Consider the following 15,148-nt stretch of genomic DNA (forward strand, 5'->3'; position numbering starts at 1 on the left):
TTTTCTGGCGCAGACACGGGTCATCCCACGCGTCATACACACGCAATTACGCCGATGACAGCGCTGACATGCCATGTATCAAGACAATCTCAATTGAAAAAGTAGATATTGCGATCGGCGCTGATATCTTTTCTATGGCCCTGCCAAGGGCGACCGGAACGGCGCCATCTTTCGCGGGGAATTCAGGCTGGTGCAGGCGGTAACGCTGGACGATGTGGCGGTGCTGGCGGCGGTTTCGGCCAAGACGGTGTCGCGCGTGGTCAATGGCGATGCGCGGGTCAGCCCGGATACACGCCAGCGGGTGCAGGCGGCGATCGCCAGCCTCGGCTATCGCCCGAACCTGGCCGCCCGCTCGCTGGCAACATCGCGCTCAGGGCTGATCGGCATGTTCGCGCCATTGATTGGCGGATCGCATTTCTTCGGCGAACTGATGCGTGAAGCGATCCGCGCCTGCCGCCAACACGGCTATCACCTCGCGATCGAGGAAGCCGGCGTTCACAGCATGCGCAATGTCGATGCCTATCGCGAAGGTTTGCGAAAACTGCGCTGCGAAGGGATGGTCCTGCCGGCGCCGGTGTGTGACGATCTGGAATTGCTCGACGCGCTTGATGCCGATGGCGTGCGCTATGTCCGCATCTCTCCCGCGCTGGAAGTGGCGCGATCGGTGGCGATCGTGGCCGATCATGCGGCGGGTGCCCGCGCCGTGGCGCAGCATCTGTGGTCCATCGGCCGCCGCCGGTTCGGCCTGGTCACCGGCATGCCGCACCAGGCATCATCCCCGCTGCGGCGCGATGGCTTCCTCGCCGGCCTGGCCGAACAGGGCATCACGGCGGATCAGATGGCAATCGTCGCAATGCCCGATCTGATCCGCGACACCGGCTGGGGTGCCGCCGGGGGCGGGGTGCCCAATATCATCGACCTGGGCCGTCACGCCGGGGCGCAACTGTTCGACCGCGATTGCCGGCCGGATGCGATCTTCACCTATAATGACGAACTGGCCGCTGGCGTGGTCAGCCAGGCGCGCGATCGCGGCATCGATGTGCCGGGGCAATTGTCCGTCGTCGGCTTTGACGACAGCGACGCCGCCCGCCTTTGCTGGCCACCGCTGACCACCGTGCGCCAGCCAATCGCCCGCATCGCCGCGCAGGCGGTGGATATTCTGATCACCGGCGATCCACAGGACCAGCGCACGATCCTTTGCCCGGTCGAACTGGTGGTGCGAGGCAGCAGCGCGGCGGTGTGATTGCCCGTCAGCCCTGGATCAAGCTTTCAGAGCGGCCTGACCCTGCAAATCCTTTTCCCGCCGATGGATCATCGGGTCATTCAGGAATGTCCCGAACGGCACGAATGCCACCAGGAAGGTGCGCACCCATTGCCACACGGTAAAGCCCTTGCCGGGGAAGCAGGCCAGCATGCCAAGAACATAGGCCAGCCAGGCAACGCCATGGGCCATGCCCACCGGCGGCACCAGCGCCGGATTGCCCAGCCAGTACTTCATCGGCATCGCCACCAGGAACAGCGCTATGGTGGTGATCCCTTCGATCAGGGCAACAAAGCGGAAAAGGCGCAGCATGGCAGGGTCCCGGGGCAGCGATGGTTTTGTTGCGAAGGATTCGCATTCATCGCTTTGCCATCGCCAGCATGGTCACACAAGATGCCGACCGGCCTGCGACCGGGATAGCCCGCCATCGGGCACGATCATTCGGCAATCAGGCTGACCGCTTCGGCAATCTCGAACTCCACATCCTGAACGGCTGTCAGGCTGAACAGGCTCAGCGTATAGGCCAGTCGCCATCCCTCGCGACCGTCTTCAAAGGCGGAGAGTGGAATCTGCTGCACTTCCAGGCGGACGCCATTGCCGCCCTCATCCTCATGCAGATAGGTGATGACATTATCGGTGCCCCACCGATCGTCGCAGTCCATCAGCGTATCGGCGATATATCCGCCCAGTGGGCCATCCATGCCCAGTCCGCCGAAGGATTTGATCAGCTCGGCCAGGCGATCATGCACTTGCCCGGCGGGCTGCGGCTTGATCTCTTCCAGTTCCATCATCTTGCCCTTGCGCCGGGTGCTGCCAATCGCCGGCTCTGCCCCACCAATCCTATGGCGCGGCGTCGGTTCCGCCGGCCGTGAAGGTGGAAGGGGTTATTATGATGGAATGCGCGGGATCTCCTCCCGCACCAGATGCGGCAGAATTTGATGCACGCGGGTGATGCCGAGCCGCCGGATGTGGAGAAAGGCGCTGTCCAGTGCCGCCGGTTTCGTCTCGAAAGCCGGACTTTCATAGCACAGCAGTTCCCGCTCCAGCCGATAGTGGAACCCCAGGGCAGATTTTTCAATCGACAGCGCCGCGCCCCCCTCGGGCACTTCGCTGACCGACAGCACATAGACGACATCCAGCTCGTTGACCGGTTGGGCGTCCTCCGCGCGCCACGCCCGGCCCATCGTTACCCGATCTGCCCTGCGAACAGGATCACCAGAATGCCGAACAGCAGCGCTATGGCCGCCGGGACGATTGCTTCCTTCAGATAATATTGCATCGGTCATCTCCTTTGTGGATGACGGATTGAAAGGATTACGGGTTGCGGATGCGTCGTCCTTCATAATTGCTGACAGCGGAAAGCTGGCACGATCAGGCGCGGCGCACCCGGCAGGGGATATTTTGTCGACCCTGAAATCTGCAAAATTGACCAGAACATATGCGCGTCAAGCCTCCGCAACGGTCACCCGGTCGGCGTGCTTTTCCGAACATCCCCTGATTCTTTTATTTTCTGGAAGATGATCTAACAAACCATGACGCCATGCAACATGTAAAATTAACAGTTACATCGATTAACGATTTAACCATCAGCGTTAACGGGCATAGTATTGCGTGAAACTATTCGTGTGTGCACTTCTGCACCTAGCCTTCGCAGAGCAGCCTGCCGGAATGATGGCTTGATCTTTGCCGCCCGCTGGTGCCACCTGCGCCCATGCAAACCCACACTCGCGCCCTGATCGCTGCCGCCGCCTTCGCTTTCGTCACAGGCCGGAAAGTGGCCGGCATGTTCGATCACACCGCCGGGCAGGACCTGCGTATCGCTGCCGAGGCGCGCGGTGACCGGCTGCAGGGCCATGACGGCGATCGTGATGCAGCCTTCGGTGGGACACTGCCCGAGATTCAGGAGGCGGGCGCCAGCAGTTCGATCACCATCAAGCGCCATGAAGGCCGGGCCACCGGCTATGACCGCGCGTCCGAAACCCATTTTGAGGCGGTGGTGGAAGACGGCATGGTGAAACTCTACGATCATGGCGAAGCGGCCTGGTTCGCCTATGAAATCCAGGACGCCGACGCCGCGCAAAGCTATTATCGCGGCGGGTGAGGGGGCTTACAGCGCCCGCGCCAGTTCCTCGATAGAAGCTGCCAATTGGTCTGGCTGCTCCAGCGGGATCAGATGCCCGCAATGTTCCACCACAATCAGCCGCGATCCCGCAATCCCGACCTGCAGCACGCGGCTTTCCTCCACCGTGCGCAACCGGTCCTGCGCAGCGGCCACCACCAGTGTGGGGCAGGTGATCTCTGCCAGCCGCGCCGTATCATCGGGGCGATCCAGTGCGGCCTGCCGCGCAAACACGGCACCGCCCAGCCCGCCGGCTCATCGCCTGCACGCGCTGGATATTAGCGTCGCTGCCATGATCGGGATGCAGGGATCGCATCACGGCTGCCCGGCCGATCTGGCGGAACTCGGCTGGATCGGGCAGCCCCGGTTGCGGCCCATGCGCGCGCGATGATGTCGCCACCAGCGCCAGCCCTGCCACCCTGTCCGGCGCGCGATAGGCAATTTCCCGCGCGACATAGCCGCCCATGGAAAAACCGACCACCAGCGCCGGCCTGCTGAGCGCGGCAATCGCGCGATCGGCCATGCCGCCCAGCGTGTCATCCCGCGTCAGATCCGCCAGCACGACATCGCCGATTTCCGCCAGCGCCGCGCGCATATCGCGCCACAAATCAGCGTCGAGCATGAAGCCGGGGATCAGCAGCAGGTTCATGCGCGAAGGGGCCATGTCACAAACAGCCCCACCAACATGAAAATCACCGGCGGGGCGAACAAAGCGACTTGTCGGGAATAGGGCCATGCGAAAACAACTGGCAGGGTCATCACGGGCAGTGCTCCGAACAGCCAGCTTGCAGCGCCAATCGCTGGGGTGGTGGATGAAAGGCACCATGCCAGAGCAGATATTGCCAGCAGTATGGCCGCGCCCACCCTTATTGTCGAGGTAAGCCACGGGTGCCGGCAAAACGTCACTGGCGACATCGCACCGTCGGCCAGTCGTATCAACGAGATAGCGGCCGCCCCTGTCGACAAGGCGATCCAGAGCATCAAGCCACCGTCGGCACAGCTTGCCCTGACCGGATATTCCAACCGATCAGCAACATCAACACCCCGCCGCACAATGCCATGAGATCGAAACCGGCCCGGACGAAATCACCATCCTGCAGCGTCTGCCACAATCCGGTTCCGGTCAGCGCACTGATGATCGGCAGGCAAATCCACAATATTCCGCCTGCCACCAACTGCTCTGTCCAGGCGGCGTAATAGGGACGAACGAACGCATGCACGGCACTTCCCAGCCATATGACAAAGAACATGCTGCCGGACAGCGATGCATCTGCGCCGGGGATGGCCGTCAATCCGCGTTCGCATCCCAGATAGGCGGCGCAAGCGACAAGATGTCCGCCCACAGCCGCTACGGTCAGCGATTGCGCCACGCTGAGCAAGGGAGGAGCGCCGCCCTTCCTGGCCCGGCGCTTCTCCACAAACAGCACCAGCGCCGCGGCGACCATGCCACAACTCATCAGCCCGCACAGGAAATAGGCCCATCGCGCGGGCATGCCGCCCCATTCGATGAAATGCAGCCCGGACAGGAAGGATCGTGCTTCACGCAGGGGTGAACGCTTGACCAGCACCCTGATTAGGCTGCCGTCAGCGCCGGAGAATGTCACCCTATCGGGATAGTTGGATATCCGGTCATCCCGCTGGCGCCAGATTTCCACCATCGCATCTGCGCGGTTGGGGTGGCTCACATAGATGTTCGTGGCATCGCCGCCACCCCAGGCCTGTTCTGCGCGATTGACCAGTTCCCATAGCGGCGCCGTGTCCGCCTGGGCGCCTGCGGGTGTGTCGCGGTCGATGTAATAGGAAAGATTGTTGTCCCGCGAAAATGCGGAGGCATCGCCATCATAACGTGCATGCATTCCGGCTGGAATATAGGCGTAATAGATTATGACCAGCCCGGTGTAGGCCATCATCACGTGGAACGGCAGCGGGATGACCGAGAGGATATTGTGCAGGTCCAACCATGAACGTTGGCGCGATGCACGCGGACGGAAAACAAAATAATCGCGCAGGATCCGCTTGTGGAGGATCACTCCGCTGACGACCAGCACCAGCATGGCGATCGCGGTTGCGCCAATGATCAGGAAACCGGTTGGATTCTTGGCCCGGTCCACGCCCATCATGTAGTGATACCGCAGCAGAAATGTGCCGGCCGTCATGTTGACGGGCAGTTTCCGGCCGGAAACAGGGTCCAGAAAATGCGTGGCAGACCTGCCATCGGTATCGGTGACGACCAGCTTGATCAGCGGCTCTCGATATGTGGGCAGCACAATGCGCCATTGCTGCGCGTCACTGTCGTGTTCGGTCAGATAGGCACGCGCCTGCGCCAGTGCGGCCGCGCGATCGGCGCCGGGCCGGATGCCGGCTGCCGCCGGGGAGGTCCACAGATTGATCTCCGCATGAAACACGGCCAGCGTGCCGGTGAACAGTACGCCGAATGCAATCCAGCCGAAAACCAGGCCGGCATAGCTGTGCAACCAGGTGAAGTTCTGTCGCAACCGGCCGATCATGACTGGATGGCCAGCGCGATCACTACCGGCAAACCGGTAGCCAGGATGATTTCCCCCCACACCCGGCGCAGGGATGTCACGGCAAACGCCCGCAATGCGATCAGCACATAAACGATAAAACCGGCGCAGGTGGTCAATATGGTAGCCTCGATCGGATCCATGGGCAGGATCAGCACCAGTGCATAGATCCAAGCATATACAACGGCATATCCGCCAAGGATGGCTGCCGCCACTCGCAGGGGGAGCGACAATCGCTCATCGCGCCCCCTGTGAGACATCAGAACCGGTAATCCAGCGACAGCATGGCCGTGCGCGGCTCTGCAATCACCCATTGCAACGGCCCATAGGCGTTCATGACATAGGTCTTGTCCAGCAGATTGCGCAGGTTCAGCGTCACGCTGGCCTGCTGGGTCAGGTCATATCGCACCGAGGCATCGACCACGGTATAACCGGGCATCCGCCTTTCATTGGCCGCATCGGCATAACGCCGCCCGACATAGCGCACGCCGCTGTCCAGTTGCAGCGCATCGAGCGGTGTCCAGGACAACCAGAGATTGGCCGCCTTGTTGGCGACCCCGATCGGCACATTGCCATCGCGGCTCACCAGCGCACCGCTGACCAGTTCGTTGAAATCATCATACTCTGCATTCAGCAGGGTGCCATTGGCCATGATGCTGAAGCTGGACGACACGGCCAGCGCGAAGGACGCTTCCACCCCAAAGGATGATTGCTGACCGACCTGCACCTGCACTGCAGGATCCGCTGCCGAGCGGGACAGAATCTTGTTCTTCACGATCCGGTATCCGGAAATCGTCGCTTCGCCCCGTCCACCCCAGAATGTCGCCTTTGCGCCCGCTTCCCATTGCGAACCGGTCGAAACTTCGAAGGCGGACTGGGCCAGATTGGCCGTCAGAAATGCGGTGACGGGATCGGTCGCGCGCGAATACTGGGCATACAGGGCGATATTGTCCTGCGGATTGTACACCAGGCCTGCCCTCCAACTGACGCCCGGGAAGGTCTTGTCGAAACTCTGCGCGCTGTCCAGCGCGTCGTCCCGGTGCACCGACGGGCGATCATAGCGGATGCCGGTCACCAGCGAGAGGGCGGGGGTCAGCAGCAGCCGGCTTTCGCCGAACACCGCATATTGTTCCAGATCGGTCGCATGCTTGAACCGGGTTCCGAAGGCGCCATACTGGAAAACACCCGGATCGAAATCGAACGGGTCGATCGTGCTGGTGTTGGGCGAATTGGGTGCTGCATCCGTCCGCTTCAATTCGGCAATATTCACCTCTGCGCCGACACTGAACCGATGTTCCATGCCGCCGATTTCATGCTCGTACACCAGGTTCAGCCGATTGCCGATTTGCCAGGTGTCATACAGGATCTCTGTATAGCTGCTGCGCATGATGTTCGGCCCGCTCCAGGCGTAGCGTTCGACATTGTGCCAGTATTTGCGGGAATTCAGGTAATAGGCGACGTTGGAAATCGACAATTGGTCATTGGGCTCCCACGCGATCTGGAACTGGGTCCAGTCATCATCGAATTCCAGCGCACGATCGCCGACATTGTAGTTCTTCTTCTTGATTTCCGGAACGAATTCACCATTGCGCAGCGGTGTGCCGAACCAGTTGACCGGGTCGGATTCAAACCGATCATGACTCAGGGTAAAGGTCAGCGTGTCGGTTGGCTGAAAACGGATCAGGCTGGACAGTGCCAGACTGCTGAATTCGCCCCGATCGACCCATCCGTCCGATGTGTTGTAGCTGGCGTCAACCCGATAGGACAGGCTGTCGCTGACCGGACCGCCCAGTCCGCCGGCAACCTGGAACGTGTTGTAGCTGCCGCCACTGACGCGGAATTCCCCTTCGTGGCGAGTGGTGTTGGGCTGCTTGCGCACGACATTGACGGCGCCGCCAATGCCGCCTTCGCCATACAGCACCGATGCCGCACCGCGCAGCACGTCCACCCGCTCGGCCATCCACGGATCGCCGGGGAATGTCTGCGTGCTCGTGGTATAGACGCGCATGCCGTCGTACAGTTGCATCACCGAATTGTAACCGGTGAAGCCGCGCGCGCTGAGCGAATAGCCGTAGGATCCCGAATCATTGATCACGCCCGGCGCTCTCGATGCGGCCGCCACAATCGTCCGATCGCCAAGTGCCCGGATCATTTCCTTGCTGATTACATCCACGCTTGCAGGGGTTTCCGCCACGCTCAGCCCCAGACGGCTGCCCGCACCCGTCTGATCGAGGGTCAGCACGCCCGCCTGCTGGCCGATGACCACGATGGCGTCGCGCTCTTCGCTCTCCTGCCGATCGGCGGGGGCCGCTTGCTGCGCCAAGGCAGGGCTGCTGGCCAATGCAAGAATGGATACGGCAGACGCCAGCGTGGCGCGTCCGCTCAGAATGTGACGGTTCAATTATACCTCCCTGTTGCCGCCCACAGGCGGATACTGCCGGTTCTGCCCAACGGGGCGGCCCCTGGACGAACCAGTATTTTTGATCCGACGAAAACAGGGCGAGCACGCAGCAGCGATCACCGCCTCTGGGGCGATGCGCGATATTGCGGCCTGTCCAGACACCCCGCCGGAAGACTTCAGCTATCGGGGCAGGTCTCCTGGCTCATGGATCACCGCTCGGTCTTGGCCTTCCCGGGTGGACCCAGTGACGCAATCGGACTTTCGCTAGCCACTTACAGTTGCGGGGGCAGCGCCGGTCTTGCACCGGCTTCCCTCTTAGCGTCCGGGTGCCCCCGGATGACCTCGACAACGGGGGCGCCACGCCAGCAGGTGCAAATTAATGCAAGTTAATTACGGTAACAGATCAATATGTAACGTTACACCCGTCCAGAGCGGCAACCTCTCAGCACAATCTGCGTTGAGACAAAGGTCGCCAAACAGTATCAGGTCTCGCCATGAAGAATATCGTCCTCGTTATCCTCGGCATCGCGCTGCTCGCTTTCGGTGGTTACCGCCAGTTCACCGGCTCCGGCGTCAGCGCCGCCGATCAGGCGCGCTGTGAACAATTGGTGCGCGAACAGAATGGCGATTCCGCCGAAGCGCTCGAACTGTTGCTGCCCAAATGCAACGATCCGGGGATGGTGGCGATGATCGATTCCCGCGCGGCGGGCGAGAATGCGCAATCGGCCGCCAGCCGCATTGCCGCTGCCAATCAGGGCGAGGTCGGCGGCGGGATGGTCAACTGGCTGCTCATCGGCGCGGGCCTGGCCTCACTGGCCTTCGCGGCGAGCCTGCGCCGCCGGGCATGACGGCAGCCTGCTCGATCACATGAACAGGGCGCCAGGCACCGCGCGCCGCCGGATCGCGCTGCTGATGGCGATGATCCTGATCGGCATCGCCCCGCTGGCGTCGGTGGCGCTGGCGGGTGTCATCGCCGATCTCAACGGCTGCGGCCTGCACGAAGGCTTTGCCCAGCCATGTAGCGTGCTCGGCGCAGACATCGGCGGTGTGCTTTATACCATGACGACGCTCGGCTGGCTGATGCTGATCTCGCTGTTCTTTCTCGCCGGCGGTCTGCTCGGCCTGGCGGGGGAGGCACTGGGCTGGGCGCTGCGGCGGATCCGGGGAAGGTGAGGAGTGCTGACCTTCTCAAAGCCATCACCCCTCGTTTCCCCGGCCCCCTGATCAGAACTTCCAGCGCAGCCAGCCGCTGGCCGAAACATCATTCGCCCCATCGGCCAGAAACGCGCCGCCCTGCGCGCCGATGGAAAGATTGCTGCCCAGATCCACGCTGCCCGATCCGGCGATCTGCACCCCTTCGCCGCCATTGCGGGCCGGCAGGATGGTGAAGGCGCGCGGCGATCCGGCCAGGCGCAATTCGCTGGCCAGATCATCATTGCTGTCCTTGGCATAGCGGACATCGATCACCAGCCGGGCATTGTCGGCTCGCCATGAAGCGAAGGCGCCCGCAGCATAGCGAGTGGAGCTGTCCGAAATCCCGCCGCTCGACAGATCCAGCGCACCCGCGCCGCTTTCGGCAAAGCCGTCGAGCTTGCTCCACGCATGGTCGATCGCCAGCGAGGGGCCGAACGCCCAGCCGCCTTTGCCTGCCTCTGCCGCTTGGCCGAAGCCATAGCGCAGTTCCCCGGTCAGCGCGGTGGCGCGGTGGTCCACCTGGGCGCTGGTGGCGCGGCTGATCGTGCCGAAGCCGATGCTGCGGCTGGCCGTACCGTCGCTGTCGGCATGGCTCACCGCTCCCCCCAGTGTCAGGCCGGGGCCGAAATCGCCATAGCGGGCAAAGCCGCTGATGAACCAGCCATCCAGATCGGCGCGAGAGCGGCGATCGTCATTGCTGACATCATTGCTGACCCAACCGCCGCTGATCCCGGCGGCGAAGCGGTCGTCCGCGCCATGGTAATCCACGCCCAGTTCCAGCGCTTCGCCATGATTGGTGAAGCGCGCGCCATTGCCGTCGCCGGATACGCGCGACCGGGTGATGCCGCCCCCGATCCAGGCCTGCAGCCCCTCGCGCCCCGGCTCCAGCCCCCGGCGCAGCGCTGCCCCGCCGCGCTGCTTGGCCGCGCGCTGCCCACCGGCCACGATATCGGCATAGATTTCGCCCGAGGCCATGTCGAAGGCGGCCCGCGCCTGCGTCGCATCAAGCAGCAGGATGGCATTGTAGACTTCCAGACTGTCCGATCCGGCGGTCTGCCCCAGATCCTGCAGCCCCAGCGACGCCTGCCGCTGGTTGAAGGTCAACGCCACATCGGGGAATTGCGCGATCACCGACGTGGTCAGGAAGGCGCCGGTCGGATCATAACCCAGCGTGAAATCGAGGAAGGCAGAGCTTTCGCTCAGCCCGGCAAAGGTACCGCTGCGCCCGCCGGCCGCATCCAGAATTCGATAGACGGTGCCATTGGTATAGCTGACGCCCGGGTCCAGTGCATTGACCACCACCGTGCCGCCTTCCAGCACGGCGGTGCCGCCCACCTGGATCCGGTCGCCCGCGCCACTGGCGGCCACATCCACCAGGAAGCTGGCGCCCCCCCGCACGATCAGATCGCCGGAAATATTGAAACGCCCGGTGGCCGTCTGGCCGGCATTGGGGGCGATCGTGCCGCCCAGGTCCAGATTGCCCAGCGTGCCATTGCCCGTCAGCGTGGTGCCCGCCGCCGTGGTCAGCACGCCATTGGTGGCCGTTCCCAGCGTTCCGGTCAGCGCGATGCCGCCCGCCGCCAGTTCCGCGCCGCCGGTAAAGCCGCCCGAATTGCCGCTCAGCCCCAGCACTCCGGCGCCTTCCTTGCGCAAGGTACCGGTGCCGCTCAGCACCCCGGCATAGGTGCCGGCGCCGGCCTGATCGAACAGCAGCGTGCCATTGGTGGCCACGGCAATCGGGCCCTGCAGGCTGGTGGCATTGCCCTGCAGCGTGCCATCGGTCACCCGCGATCCGCCGCTGTAGGTGTTGGTTCCGGTCAGGATCAGCGTACCCAGATCGGTCTTGTCGATCCCGCCCGTGCCGGTCAGCGCGGATGCGATCGTGGCCGTGAATTCGGCGCCGGCATCGCTGCCGTCACCCACGCGGAACACCACGGCGGGCGCCGCCAGGCCGATGGCGTCGCCGGTCACGGTATAGCCGCCGACCGCGAACTGCACCCCATTGGCCAGAGTCACCGCACCCGCCGCATCATCCACCGTCACCAGCCCGGCGGTGGAACTGGGCACGGCTGCTGCTGCAACCCGCGCGCGGGTTTGCTGGTTGGTTGTCGGCCCGCCGAAGATCAGGAAATCCGCCGGGTCATAGGCGCCATTGGCGCTGCCGTTTATCGTGGTCCAGTTGCTGCGCGCGGCGGTCCAGGTGCCGCTGCCGGCATCGATCCGGCCATTGCCATCGACATCGCCACCATCCCAGAAGGTGAAGCTGTCCGCCGGTGCAGCATTGAACACCAGATTGACCTGGTTTTCGATCGCGGTCTGGATGGCCAGATCGCTCGCCAGCACACCTTCGGGCGTATCGCCGATCTCCAGCCCGAAACCGAACAGCTCGCCGCCATAGTTGAACAGGCGATAGACCCCGCTGCCGAACCCGCCGGCATCGACGATGTTCAGCGTGCCGTTCAGCGACAGATTGCCGCCCACCGTCACCAGATCGCTGGCCACGCCAGCGGCGCCATCGGGCGCGCCCAGTTGGAAGCTGAGGATGGTTTCGGAATTCAGGTTCAGATTGCCGGCAAAGGTCAGATGGCCCACGCCATTGTTCGGCCCGCCGGGCAGGGCACCCGGCGCCAGAATGGCATCGCTCAGGTTCGCCACCCCGCCAATCGTACCCGTGCCGCCCAGAATGGCGCCATCCCCGGCGTTGAAGCGATGCTCGCCATTGCCCAGCGTGCCGTTCACCAGCAGCGTGCCTTCGGTCAGAGAGGTGCCCCCGTTGAAACCGCTGGAATCGCCCGTCAGCGCCAGCGTGCCGGCGCCTTCCTTGATGATCCCGCCAGCACCGCTCAGCACCCCGGCATAGCTGCCACTGGTGGCCTGATCGAACAGCAGCAGCCCTTCGGTCTCGATCGCGATATCGCCCTGCAGGCTGGTGCTGTTGCCCTGCAGCGTGCCTTCGCTGACAATGGTTCCGCCGGTGTAATTGTTGGCACCCAGCAGGATCAGCGTGCCCAGATCGGTCTTGGTCAGCCCGGCTTCCCCGGTCAGCCGCGCATCGATCGTCGCCACGAAGGCCGCGCCCGCGTTCGATCCATCGCCCACGCGCATGATCACCGATCCGGGCAGGGGGCTGCATTCGCCGCAGGGAATGGTCGCATCCAGCACAATGTCGTCCCCGGTCACGGTATAGCCGTCCACGGCGAACTGCACCCCATTGGCCAGCCGCACCGGGCCGGCGGTATCATCCACCGTCACCAGCCCGGCGGTGGCCGATGGCACGGCCGCCAGCCGCTGGTCCGGGCGGCTGGTCGGGCCGCCGAAGATCAGGAAACTGTCCGGCAGGAAGGCGCCATTGTCGCGGCCGTCCGATGTCGTCCAATTGGTGGCGCTGGCGGTCCAGACACCATCGCGCGCGTCGATCTGGTTGTTGCCATCCTGATCCACCCCATCCCAGAAGGTGTAGGAACCCGGTTCGGCCAGGATCAGATTGATCTGATTGGCCACATCGGTCTGGATCGTCAGATCCCGCACGCGCACACCGCCCGGCGTGGCGCCGATCTCCATCCCCCGGTCGGTCAGCGTGCCGCCATAACTGATCAGCCGGTACAGCCCAGGGCCGAAGGCGCCGGTATCGATGATGTCGATCTGCCCATCCAGCACCAGATTGCCGGTCACCTCGATCAGATCGCTGTCGATCCCAGCTGCGCCGAAGGGTGATCCCAATTCGAAGGCGAGCACGCTGTCGGTCCCCAGGGTCAGCGACCCGCCAAATGTCAGCACATCCACGCTGTTGCCCGGTGCCAGCGTGGCATCGGCCAGCGTCACATCGCCGTCGATCCGGCCCGATCCGCCCAGCCTTGCGCCGCCGCTGACCTGCATGACATGGGTACCGCCGCCATAGTTACCGTTCACCGCCAGCGATCCGCCGGTCACCAGCGTCTGCCCGTTGAAGGTACCGCTCAGATTGGTGCCGGTCAGGATCGTGTTGCCAGCGACATGCCGCACAATGCCGCCATTGCCGGTGATATCAGCCGCAATGATCGCCTCGCCATTGGTGTGATTGATCACCAGCTCTGCCGCTGGCCCGTCATCGACGCCGTTCAGCGTGATCCGGCCCACGGTGAACTGGCCGATTGCTCCGGCCGGCCCTTCGGCCGCGCCGCCCAGATTGATGATCGACGCGCCCTGTGTTGCATTGGCCCCGGCCTGGATGCTCGTGGCGCTGAAATCAGCATTGAAAAGATTGGTGATATTACCAGCGAATAGCCCAGCCATGTCCAGAGGGCCTGACATGGTCAGCGTGGCATCGCGCACGGTCAGTGTGCTGTGTCCCATGGAAAGGCCGCCAGTCAACGTTACCTGCGCATTGTTCCTGATGGTAAGGTTGCGGTGCGCTCCAAAAGACAGCGCGCTGGGGCTGGTTGACAGCACCTGCAGCACGGCATGGTCCTCCACCAGAAAATCTGCAGCCGGCTGGTCCGGATTGCTGCCACCAATGTCCAGCGCGCCATTGACGCGCACCCGTGTGCCGATCCCGCCAATCCGGACGCCAGCCTGCTGGCCGAAGTTCCAGTTGTTGCCATCACCATCCCGCTGCTGCAGCACGGCACCATCGACAACCAGCAGCGAGCCATTGACGGTCAGTGCACCGATGCTGGCGTCTGCGCCATCCATGATGCCCAGATCGCCATTCACCAGGAGTGGAGCGGCAAGGTCAAACTCCGATCCGGCATCGCTAACAGTCAGCGACGAAAGCGCGCCGACGCTCAAGCCCGATACGGAGTTGGCTGTCTGTAGCAGCTTACCGCCCCTGCGGACCACGAATTGCGCAGTGCCCCCGCCTTGTCCGCCATTGCCAATCAAGCCCTGGCCTGGCCCGGCCAGTTCGAACCGGGATCCTGCTCCTTCCACCAGAATGTAGCCGAAACCGGCGAAATTGGGATTGCCGCAGCCCAGGCACAGCGATGCCGTGCGCGCAACTCCGCCATTGGTGATCATCAGCCGCCCGGTCGATCCGAAACCATTGCCAATGCTTGTTGTGCCGTTCACGTCCAGCACGCCCCCGTCCACATTCACCCGGCCTTCGCTGGCATTGATCACCCCAAACGGGGACAAGGTGTCCCCGATGGTCAGAGTGCCGGCACCGGCAGTACTGCCGGAGCTGCCAAGTTGCAGCCGGCCATTGGCGGCAATGGTCAGCGTGCCATCCTCGCCACGGCCCACGGTCAGTTCGCGGATATTGAAATCCTGTCCGGCGCCGACCACGGGTACCCGCACGGCGGTATTATCGCTCGCGATCACCAACAGGCTGGTGGCATTGGGCATTACGCCCGTGTCCCAATTGTCCGCCTTTCCGAAATCGGCGTCGGTGCTGCCATCCCACACCTGCTGCGCCTGGGCGGAAGCCGGGGCGATCAGCGGCAGGGTCAGCGCGCTGCGGGCCAGCAGGGCCAGATGCAGCCGGCGGGTGATCGTCTGTGTCGCGGAATATGCCATTGTCTGTCCTGCCCCGTGATCGGCGCCGAGCGGGCACCGGATGTCGCCATCAAAATGTTGTTGGCAGATTGCGGCAAACCGGGGCGGGGCGGAACGTGGCAAGTTGCGGCAGCATGTTGCAATATGTTGCATATCGCGGTTTTCTGCTCGACGGA

General features: G+C 63.4%; 13 protein-coding genes and 1 riboswitch. Of the genes, 4 read left to right on the forward strand and 9 right to left on the reverse strand.

The window, feature by feature from the left end; genetic code table 11:
• Positions 1 to 190 precede the first annotated feature (190 nt).
• Positions 191 to 1,243, forward strand: coding sequence for a LacI family DNA-binding transcriptional regulator (locus GRI97_RS09840; RefSeq protein WP_161391021.1), 1,053 nt, complete (start codon positions 191 to 193; stop codon positions 1,241 to 1,243).
• Positions 1,244 to 1,261: 18 nt separating this feature from the next.
• On the opposite strand, the gene GRI97_RS09845 is transcribed toward GRI97_RS09840, so the two are convergent.
• From GRI97_RS09845 to GRI97_RS09855, 3 genes are all read right to left on the reverse strand, one after another.
• Positions 1,262 to 1,573, reverse strand: a complete 312-nt coding sequence (locus tag GRI97_RS09845; protein WP_161391022.1) for a DUF3817 domain-containing protein — start codon at positions 1,571 to 1,573, stop codon at positions 1,262 to 1,264.
• A 125-nt stretch (positions 1,574 to 1,698) separates the two neighbouring features.
• Positions 1,699 to 2,052 carry a hypothetical protein gene (locus tag GRI97_RS09850; RefSeq protein WP_161391023.1) on the reverse strand — a complete coding sequence of 118 codons (354 nt, stop codon included), beginning with the start codon at positions 2,050 to 2,052 and terminating at the stop codon, positions 1,699 to 1,701.
• 96 nt (positions 2,053 to 2,148) lie between these two features.
• Positions 2,149 to 2,445: a hypothetical protein gene (locus GRI97_RS09855; RefSeq protein WP_161391024.1), complete on the reverse strand. Its 297-nt coding sequence runs from the start codon at positions 2,443 to 2,445 to the stop codon at positions 2,149 to 2,151.
• 527 nt (positions 2,446 to 2,972) lie between these two features.
• Here GRI97_RS09855 and GRI97_RS09860 point away from each other — a divergent pair.
• On the forward strand, positions 2,973 to 3,362 hold the full coding sequence (locus tag GRI97_RS09860; protein WP_161391025.1) for a hypothetical protein: 390 nt from the start codon (positions 2,973 to 2,975) through the stop codon (positions 3,360 to 3,362).
• Positions 3,363 to 3,368: 6 nt separating this feature from the next.
• On the opposite strand, the gene GRI97_RS18405 is transcribed toward GRI97_RS09860, so the two are convergent.
• From GRI97_RS18405 to GRI97_RS09880, 5 genes are all read right to left on the reverse strand, one after another.
• Entirely contained in the window at positions 3,369 to 3,614 is a 246-nt protein-coding gene (locus tag GRI97_RS18405; protein ID WP_202392694.1) for an alpha/beta fold hydrolase, read from the reverse strand.
• Complete coding sequence (locus GRI97_RS09865) at positions 3,577 to 4,029, reverse strand: alpha/beta fold hydrolase (protein ID WP_202392695.1); 453 nt, start codon at positions 4,027 to 4,029, stop codon at positions 3,577 to 3,579. Before GRI97_RS09865 ends, GRI97_RS18405 begins: the two co-directional genes overlap by 38 nt.
• Before the next feature lie 331 nt (positions 4,030 to 4,360).
• Positions 4,361 to 5,887: a PepSY-associated TM helix domain-containing protein gene (locus GRI97_RS09870; RefSeq protein WP_161391026.1), complete on the reverse strand. Its 1,527-nt coding sequence runs from the start codon at positions 5,885 to 5,887 to the stop codon at positions 4,361 to 4,363.
• Positions 5,884 to 6,063, reverse strand: a complete 180-nt coding sequence (locus GRI97_RS09875) for a hypothetical protein (protein ID WP_161391027.1) — start codon at positions 6,061 to 6,063, stop codon at positions 5,884 to 5,886. The genes GRI97_RS09870 and GRI97_RS09875 overlap by 4 nt, the downstream gene beginning before the upstream one ends.
• 101 nt (positions 6,064 to 6,164) lie before the next feature.
• Positions 6,165 to 8,306 (reverse strand): TonB-dependent receptor, encoded by a 2,142-nt coding sequence (locus tag GRI97_RS09880; RefSeq protein WP_161391028.1) that lies wholly within the window; start codon positions 8,304 to 8,306, stop codon positions 6,165 to 6,167.
• Positions 8,307 to 8,476: 170 nt separating this feature from the next.
• A riboswitch (cobalamin riboswitch) is annotated at positions 8,477 to 8,666 on the reverse strand.
• Positions 8,667 to 8,800: 134 nt separating this feature from the next.
• On the opposite strand from GRI97_RS09880, the gene GRI97_RS09885 reads away from it, so the two are divergent.
• Entirely contained in the window at positions 8,801 to 9,154 is a 354-nt protein-coding gene (locus GRI97_RS09885; RefSeq protein ID WP_161391029.1) for a hypothetical protein, read from the forward strand.
• Between the two features lie 19 nt (positions 9,155 to 9,173).
• Entirely contained in the window at positions 9,174 to 9,479 is a 306-nt protein-coding gene (locus GRI97_RS09890) for a hypothetical protein (protein WP_202392696.1), read from the forward strand.
• 51 nt (positions 9,480 to 9,530) lie between these two features.
• Here GRI97_RS09890 and GRI97_RS09895 read toward each other — a convergent pair whose 3' ends face one another.
• Entirely contained in the window at positions 9,531 to 14,993 is a 5,463-nt protein-coding gene (locus GRI97_RS09895; protein ID WP_161391030.1) for an autotransporter domain-containing protein, read from the reverse strand.
• Positions 14,994 to 15,148: the final 155 nt, after the last annotated feature.

It is taken from the genome of Croceibacterium xixiisoli (assembly GCF_009827305.1).
In the GTDB taxonomy this organism is placed as follows: Bacteria; Pseudomonadota; Alphaproteobacteria; order Sphingomonadales; family Sphingomonadaceae; genus Croceibacterium_C; species Croceibacterium_C xixiisoli.

Coding starts and splice junctions, on each gene's coding strand:
- GRI97_RS09845 (WP_161391022.1), bottom strand. CDS start 1,573: ATGCTGCGCCTTTTCCGCTTTGTTGCCCTGATCGAAGGGATCACCACC.
- GRI97_RS09850 (WP_161391023.1), bottom strand. CDS start 2,052: ATGATGGAACTGGAAGAGATCAAGCCGCAGCCCGCCGGGCAAGTGCAT.
- GRI97_RS09855 (WP_161391024.1), bottom strand. CDS start 2,445: ATGGGCCGGGCGTGGCGCGCGGAGGACGCCCAACCGGTCAACGAGCTG.
- GRI97_RS09860 (WP_161391025.1), top strand. CDS start 2,973: ATGCAAACCCACACTCGCGCCCTGATCGCTGCCGCCGCCTTCGCTTTC.
- GRI97_RS09865 (WP_202392695.1), bottom strand. CDS start 4,029: ATGAACCTGCTGCTGATCCCCGGCTTCATGCTCGACGCTGATTTGTGG.
- GRI97_RS09870 (WP_161391026.1), bottom strand. CDS start 5,887: ATGATCGGCCGGTTGCGACAGAACTTCACCTGGTTGCACAGCTATGCC.
- GRI97_RS09885 (WP_161391029.1), top strand. CDS start 8,801: ATGAAGAATATCGTCCTCGTTATCCTCGGCATCGCGCTGCTCGCTTTC.
- GRI97_RS09890 (WP_202392696.1), top strand. CDS start 9,174: ATGAACAGGGCGCCAGGCACCGCGCGCCGCCGGATCGCGCTGCTGATG.
- GRI97_RS09895 (WP_161391030.1), bottom strand. CDS start 14,993: ATGGCATATTCCGCGACACAGACGATCACCCGCCGGCTGCATCTGGCC.